Below are 7,694 nucleotides of genomic sequence, written 5' to 3'. Positions count from 1 at the left end.
AAGCGCTTCGATTTCAAATGCCCGATCGAAGTCATGGGAGAGGTGATGCAGGAAGCCTTGGCTATGCGGCATGATGCTCCGGCTTCAATTCAATAACCGTGTTGCACTCAGCTCCTGCAACCGCCCTGCCATTCAGTGACAATGACCAGAGCATCACTCCCTTTGAGAGCTGCTTCTTTTGTGCCGCACAATGTTAACTGTTCTATATTGCCGTATATGCGTTGAGTTTCTTCCATAGCTTCTGGATCGTATGCCTGTACGTGAGCGCCTGCTTCCCACAGGGCTTCCATTAGGACTCGACTAGGTGCCTCGCGCATATCGTCGGTGTTTGGTTTAAAACTCAGTCCCCACAGTGCTAAGGTTTTACCGCTTAGTTCACCATTGAAGTGTTTGAAGATTTTCTTGAAAAGTGTGGATTTCTGTTCATCATTACGGCTTTCAACGGCTTTGAGCACTTTAGCGTCAAAGTCGATGCCTTCAGCAGTTCGAATAAGTGCCTGTACATCTTTCGGGAAGCACGAGCCTCCGTAGCCGACGCCGGCATACAAAAATTGGTAACCTATGCGTGGGTCGGAGCCAATACCCTGGCGAACCATTTCGATATCTGCGCCGAGCATTTCTGCCAGGTTGGCCATTTCGTTCATAAAGCTGATTTTAGTAGCCAGCATACAGTTGGCGGCGTATTTGGTCAGCTCGGCGCTGCGCACGTCCATCACGATGATTTTTTCGTGATTGCGGTTGAAGGGTGCGTACAACTCACGCATGACATCTTCTGCAGTTTTGCTATTGGTACCGATGACGATACGGTCCGGGCGCATGCAGTCAGCGACAGCAGAGCCCTCCTTGAGAAACTCAGGGTTGGATACCACATCAAAGCCCAAGTCTTCACGTTGACGAGCCGCTAGAACTTGCGCAATTTTGGCACTAACCTTGTCGGCTGTACCTACAGGCACTGTGGACTTGTCGATGATGATCTGATGGCCTTCCATATGCTGGGCAATGGTTTCGGCAACGGCCAGTACATATTTAAGGTCAGCAGAACCGTCTTCATCAGGTGGTGTGCCCACAGCGATAAATTGCACTTCGCCATGCTTTACCCCTGCTGCTGCGTCAGTGGTGAAATTCAGACGGCCAGCAGCATGGTTTTCTTTTACCAGTGCTTCTAGGCCAGGTTCGTAGATGGGGATATGCCCCTGCTTTAGGCGTTCGACCTTGCTGGCATCGATATCAATACATACTACGTCGTGGCCGACCTCCGCGAGAACGGCGCCTTGCACTAGGCCAACGTAACCGATGCCAAAAACTGTAACTTTCATGTCGATTCCCTTTGAGCGTATGGCAGGTAGAAAGTATCCGCTCCACGAACCCCACATTCCAAGCGGATAGCTGACGGCTGATGCTGTGCTCCCTATTTCCAGCAGGAGCCAATCACCATGATGCGTCCCAATGCCAGCGTTGAAAAAGTGTACCTCTATCCAAAGCCGGTAGACTTTAGAAAGTCCATCGATGGCCTGGCTGCGCTGGTCGAACTGGATATCAAGGTCGCGGTGTTTGACCCCGTGCTCTTTGTTTTCCTCAATCGCCACCGTAACCGCGTCAAAGTGTTGTACTGGGAGCGCAACGGCTTCTGCCTTTGGCTCAAGCGTCTGGAGTCCGAGCGTTTTAAAATCTCACCTGATGAGGTGGACGAGGCTATCGTGCTGACCGTTCAGGAACTGAACTGGCTATTGGATGGATTTGATCTCTGGTGCAACCGTCCTCACAAGGTTTTAACGCCAAGATTCGTCGCTTAACAGGTATAATCCGGGCATGAATTTGATGCCCGAAGACCTCCCTGATGACCCTATTCTGCTCAAGCAAATGTTGCTTGAGGCACTCAGCCGTCAGCAGGTAACGGCTGAGGCATACCAGACTCATATCGTCGATCTAAAAGAGCAGATCAAGTTGCTGCGCGACCGTTTATTCGGGCGTAAATCCGAGCAGACCGTTGAACCCAACACCCCACAACTCGCGTTATTCAACGAGCCCGAAAGCGAGCCGATGCCTTCAATCGGCGACGCTGACGAAGAAGTGGTTGCTCCGACCCCACCTCGTGGCAAACGCAAGCCACTGTCAGCTGATCTACCGCGCATCGAAGTCATCCACGAACTGCCCGAGCACGAACTGACCTGTGCCTGCGGTTGCCGCAAGCACGTGATCAGCGAAGAAATCAGCGAACAGCTGGATATCGTGCCGATGCAGATCCGTGTCATCAAACATATCCGCAAGGTTTACGGTTGCCGTGGCTGCGAAACGGCACCGGTCACCGCCGACAAGCCGGCTCAACTGATCGAAAAGAGCATGGCCAGCCCAAGCGTTCTGGCCATGCTGCTGACCACGAAGTACGTCGATGGCTTACCGCTGCATCGTTTCGGAACGGTTCTGAGCCGGCATGGTATCGATATCCCGCGTCAGACTCTCGCTCGCTGGGTTATCCAGTGCGGCGAGCACTTACAACCGTTGCTGAATTTGATGCGCGACCGGTTGCTGGAAAGCCCGGTCATCCACTGCGATGAAACCCGTGTTCAGGTACTGAAAGAACCGGATCGAGACCCTACCAGCCAATCCTGGATGTGGGTGCAGGCCAGCGGGCCGCCAGACCGAAAAGTCGTGCTGTTCGACTACACCTCCAGCCGTGCGCAGGACGTGCCGTTGCGTCTGCTGGAAAGTTATCGTGGTTACGTGATGACCGACGATTACGCGGGATATAACGCGTTGGCGTTGCAGCCGGGTGTGGAGCGGCTGGCGTGTATGGCCCATGCGCGGCGCAAGTTCGTTGACGCGCAAAAAGTGCAACCCAAAGGCAAGACAGGTCGCGCCGATATTGCACTGACGATGATTAACAAGTTGTACGGCATCGAGCGTGAACTCAAGGATGCCAGTGATGAGCAGCGTTTTATTGTCCGTCAGGAAAAGAGCCTGCCGATCCTGGCCCAGTTGAAAGGCTGGCTGGAAAAAACGCAGCCTCAGGTCACCCCTCAAAGTGTTCTGGGCAAGGCAGTTAACTACCTGGCCAGCAACTGGAGCCGGCTGGAACGCTACGTGGAAGCCGGTTTTTTACCTATCGACAACAATGCGGCCGAAAGGGCGATAAAACCGTTCGTTATCGGTCGTAAGGCGTGGCTGTTCAGCGACACGCCCAAAGGCGCTACCGCCAGTGCTCAGATATACAGTCTGGTGGAGACCGCCAAGGTCAACGGCCAAGAGCCCTATACGTGGCTGCGCCACGTACTGGAGCAGTTACCACATGCGCAGTCGGTGGCGGACTATGAAGCACTGCTGCCGTGGAACTGTTCGCCAGAGATACGACGTTAAGCCTGACCCTATCGTGGGTGATTGGATCGTATGCTATCGAGACCCTTCGATATCCTTTGCTGTACCGCCAAATCCACCATGCACGTAATAGATTCGGGACGTTTTTTGGGCCTCCAAAGCCCTGTAAAACAGAAAATCCTACCCCCGGTACAAAAATAGTCCTACCCCCGGTACAGGTCAAAAATGGCTCACATGAGCACAGATAGGGCGTATTTCTGGATTTCCGTGGCATTTGAATGGCATTTAAACGCCACAGAAATGGGGCCCATCTTTTGTACCAGCTGAAATACCTGGCCTTGGCATTTTTGTGCCACTGAAATAACCAAACTTTGACATTTTCGTGCCACTAAAATAGCCAAACATTGGCATTCTTATGTCAGCAAAATGGTAAGCGAGCTATTTATGTGCCACAGGTAGAGAAATATGAGGCGCCGCGTCTGGGACAGGTGGTGACTTTGAATGTGGGGTTCATGGAGCGCTTACGGTAGAAAGAAATAAGAGGTTTGATGTTTTGCTCACTATTTTAAGTAAGCATAAGTATATGCGCATCACTAATGAAAGGTGTTGTTTGTCGGATTTACATGTCAGTAAATAAGTATAATTAGAAAGTTTTAGCTTTCAGTAGTCCCAGCCGTTGTATTAGCGGTCATAGTATTTGAGGTGCATATGCTTAGTGCGCAGTTTATACTGGTTTTTAGGAGTTATTCTTCTATTTTATGGTTCCGGCACGCTACCGCCACAGGATTACACGCCAGTCCCTGAAGGCAGTATGTTGCGCGATGACATGTTATTGCTTTGAACTTTCGGCATTAAAAGAGCGCTCTTAAAGTGAGGAAGCGCTCTGAATTATAAGAAAATCTTCTATTAAATAGTGTCAGATTTGTATTCGTAGTTGTAATAGCCGTATGCGCCATAGCCATACTTGGAGGATGCGCGCTTTTCTACGCCGTTAAAGATGGCGCCTTTGAGGTCGATACCATTTTGGGCAAAGCGACGCATGGTCAGCTCTACTTCACGAGCCGGGTTTAGCTCAAAGCGGGTGACAATCAAGTTGGTACCGGACTGGCGGCCGACAATGGCCGCATCAGTTACTGCCAAGAAGGGCGGTGTATCGAGAATTACCTGGTCGTATTTGGCGCTTACTTGCTCCAAGAACTCGGTAAAGTTCTTGTGCATCAGCAACTCAGACGGGTTTGGTGGGATTTGACCACGGCCAATTACATCAAGATTTTCGACTTCGGTTTTATGAATTGCGGTACTAAGATCGCAGCGCTTCGCCAGTAGATCGGACAAGCCATTTTCAACAGGGATACCAAACATTTTATGGATATAACCTTTGCGCATATCCACGTCCACCAGCAGTACACGCTGGCCAGATTGCGCAATCACTGCGGCCAGGTTCGAGGACACAAATGACTTGCCCACTTTTGGGCTTGGGCCGGAAATCATCAGACGGTTGTTGTCGGCTTCGAGCATGGCGAAGTGCAAGCTGGTACGCAGGCTACGTAGCCCTTCAATTGCCAAATCTGTTGGATGGCTACTTGCTAGTAGCGGTCTAGCGCGTGTGCCGCGACCACTTGTGTTCTTTTCATCTTCAACTTTTTGCAGTGAGCTGAATGGAATCGAGGCATAGACCGGCAGGCCGAGTTTTTCGAGATCGTCCGGGTTTTGCACGCCGCGGTTGAGTGCCTTGCGGAACAGTACATAGCCGATAGCCAGGAAGGCACCGAGCAGGGTAGCGATTAATACGATTAGGGATTTTTTTGGTTTGACCGGGGATTGCAGATCTACATCGGCGGTATCGATCAGGCGTACGTTGCCTACGGCGCCGGCACGCATTACGTCTAGTTCCTGAGACTTGTTCAGCAGTTGAGTATAGATTTCTGTGCTGACTTTCAAGTCGCGGGTCAGGCTGAGCAATTCCTGCTGGGTGCTGGGCAGGCCTTCAACCTGTTTGGCCAGGCGGTTTTGCTTGGCAGTCAATTCGGCCAGTTGACCCATCAGCGCGCGGTAGGCCGGATGCTGAGGCGTAAACTTGCGATCCATCTCGGCCTGTTGCAGTTTCAGTGTCGAGATGCTGGTATCCAGTGCCACGATCTGGTCTAGGATGGCTTTGGCTTCCAGGCTGATATCGATCGACTTGCTGCGGATCTGGAAGGCATTCAGTGCGTTTTCGGCTTTTTCCAGGTCCTTGCGAACTTGTGGCAGCTGGTCTTTCAGAAAACCCAGGCTTTGTGCGGCTTCGGCCGAAGTGCGTTCAATATTCTGCTGTACATAAAGGCGGGCGATTTCATTCAGTGTCTGGATGGCAATTGCAGGATCTGTATCTTCCAGTGCCATGCCGATCATGCCGGACTCTTTGCCACGTTCGGCGATATCCAGCGCTTTCTGATAAGCCATGATGGTGGTGAGACGAGGCTGACGGACAACGCTGAATGTTGTTCCGGGGTTGGCTTGCAGTGTTTCTACAAGCAGCCTGACGCCATTTTCATCAATGGCCGTACCCACTTGGCCTTTGGCTAGTACGTTGTCGTCGTTATCCAGCAGGGTAAAATTGCCAGCATCCCCGTTATCTAGTGTCAGCTTTTTGCCCAGTAATTCCTGTGGCAATTCCAGCTCGGCAATCTTCAGCTTTTCACCACCCCACGCATAGCTGCTCATACCGACCAGCGGGCTGGCCACAGGATTTTCCGCATTCGGCTTGAAGCGTCGCGCTATAAACTCGCCGATTAGCGGAAAGCGATTGGGTTCTACCTCAATATCCAGTTTCAGATTATCGACAGCAGCACCAATATTCCTGCGCGACTTGATCAGCTCAATCTCTGTCGCCGACGGCGATTCCTTGCCCAGCATGCTGCTGATATCAGAAAAGCCCAGCGGGTCATTCTTCTTCGCTTCAACCTGAATCAACGCATTCGCCTGATACACCGGCGTAGCCAGCAGGGCGTAGGCAACACCTGCAGCCATAAAGACGCCGGTCACCCCTGCAATCAGCCATTTATGATCGATGAGCGTGCCCAACAACCCCATCAGGTCAATTTCGTCGTTGTCGTCATCGTGTTCATGGGGCTTTGTCACAGGTGTTTGCTGCATAAGTCGGTTCTTTATCTTCACAGGTAATTCGAGGGATGGCTCAGCGTTTGATCCGCTGGGCCCATGCATTTACTGCGGCGTCGATCAGCGCATACGCGTGGACAAAGGCTGGCTTGCCTTGACGGTACGGGTCGTTGATTTCGCGGTTGTCGTGCCATTTGCCCAGCAGGAACACTTTGCCCCGTGCCTCTGGAGAGATGCTTAGGACAGCACCAATATGATGTTGTTCCATTACCAAAATAAGATCGGACTCATTGATGGCAGCAGCCGTCAGCTGGGTACCGCTGTGCTCGGGCACGATGTGGCCGTGCTCTTCGAGGACCAGGCCTGCGGTGGCTTCGATGGGTTTGTTTTTAACGGCACTGAGGCCTGCGGAGCTCACGACGATGTCGGAGGGCGCCAATGCGACCCGCATGAGATGTTCGGCGGTGGGGCTGCGGCAAATGTTGCCAATGCAGACAATCATGATTCGTTTAAACAAGGCAGCTTCCTTTGTGCCAAACATGCTCAGCCGGAGAGAGCATTTAACGATTCGTCACGACCAATATCCCCGATCCAGGAGATGGCAGTGCCTATCAATAAAGGCTGCCCGCATCAGTTAGATGTGACGATGGCCTGGGCGGGAACGCAGTGGCTCCTGCTTTATTACAGACAATGGGCGGTACGAAGTTGAACAACGAAAATATTAACTGCGAAACGATTGCAATATCAACCTTTAAATTGGCAGAGCTTTATATTCAAGCGATATAGATGGATTTCAATATTTATTGACTGACAATAAATAATATTTTGGCCGTTTCCGACTAAAAATAACTCCGCTCAATGGCAGGTGCCTGGAGCCGGGCTCTATGGTAGCAGGCACTGCTCAGGGCGGTGTGGCGACCCTTGCCTGGGCCTTGTTCGGGCGGGGAGGTGTGCGCTGGCCGGTGTGAGTTGGCCTGAAAGCGAGTCGTGCAGGGGGCGTACCGTGCTTTGTGGTCGGTTTGCCTGTAGCGATAGTGGCATTCTGATATGTCTGTGTAAATAGCGCCGCCGAAGTTGTTTAGTGTGTGGCAATTGGTTAGAACATTGGGTCAGGGTTATTGATGCATTGGGTATATATGTTTTCGGATTTAATTTTGGGGCGGCCGCGAAAACTGAGTGCAACACCTGACCTTTCCGGTACGGTGCTGCCCCTATGTCCTATTCCGAACTCAGCGTTGAAGAGCGCGCGATCATTCAGCTCAGTCAAGCTCAAGGCTTCACCC

General features: G+C 51.8%; 6 protein-coding genes. 2 read left to right on the top strand and 4 right to left on the bottom strand.

Annotation, left to right across the window (positions count from 1 at the left end; genetic code table 11):
* Positions 1 to 107: 107 nt before the first annotated feature.
* Entirely contained in the window at positions 108 to 1,316 is a 1,209-nt protein-coding gene (locus AC19YQ_RS24530; protein WP_500596137.1) for a UDP-glucose dehydrogenase family protein, read from the bottom strand.
* A 117-nt stretch (positions 1,317 to 1,433) separates the two neighbouring features.
* On the opposite strand from AC19YQ_RS24530, the gene tnpB reads away from it, so the two are divergent.
* A complete protein-coding gene (gene tnpB, locus AC19YQ_RS24525; protein ID WP_338648687.1) occupies positions 1,434 to 1,793 on the top strand; it encodes an IS66 family insertion sequence element accessory protein TnpB in 360 nt (119 codons plus the stop codon).
* A 16-nt stretch (positions 1,794 to 1,809) separates the two neighbouring features.
* Entirely contained in the window at positions 1,810 to 3,354 is a 1,545-nt protein-coding gene (gene tnpC / locus AC19YQ_RS24520) for an IS66 family transposase (RefSeq protein ID WP_500596136.1), read from the top strand.
* 864 nt (positions 3,355 to 4,218) lie between these two features.
* Here the strand turns inward: tnpC and AC19YQ_RS24515 are convergent.
* The 3 genes from AC19YQ_RS24515 to AC19YQ_RS24505 all read right to left on the bottom strand — a co-directional run.
* Positions 4,219 to 6,447, bottom strand: a complete 2,229-nt coding sequence (locus AC19YQ_RS24515) for a polysaccharide biosynthesis tyrosine autokinase (protein ID WP_500596138.1) — start codon at positions 6,445 to 6,447, stop codon at positions 4,219 to 4,221.
* A gap of 40 nt (positions 6,448 to 6,487) precedes the next feature.
* Positions 6,488 to 6,928, bottom strand: a complete 441-nt coding sequence (locus AC19YQ_RS24510; RefSeq protein ID WP_500596135.1) for a low molecular weight protein-tyrosine-phosphatase — start codon at positions 6,926 to 6,928, stop codon at positions 6,488 to 6,490.
* 579 nt (positions 6,929 to 7,507) lie between these two features.
* Positions 7,508 to 7,694 (bottom strand): hypothetical protein (locus tag AC19YQ_RS24505; RefSeq protein WP_500596134.1); only part of this gene is annotated, 187 nt, incomplete at its 5' end.

This window comes from Pseudomonas sp. MF06569, assembly GCF_059862735.1.
Note: the sequence above shows the minus strand (reverse complement) of the source record. Positions and strands in the feature narration are given on the sequence as shown.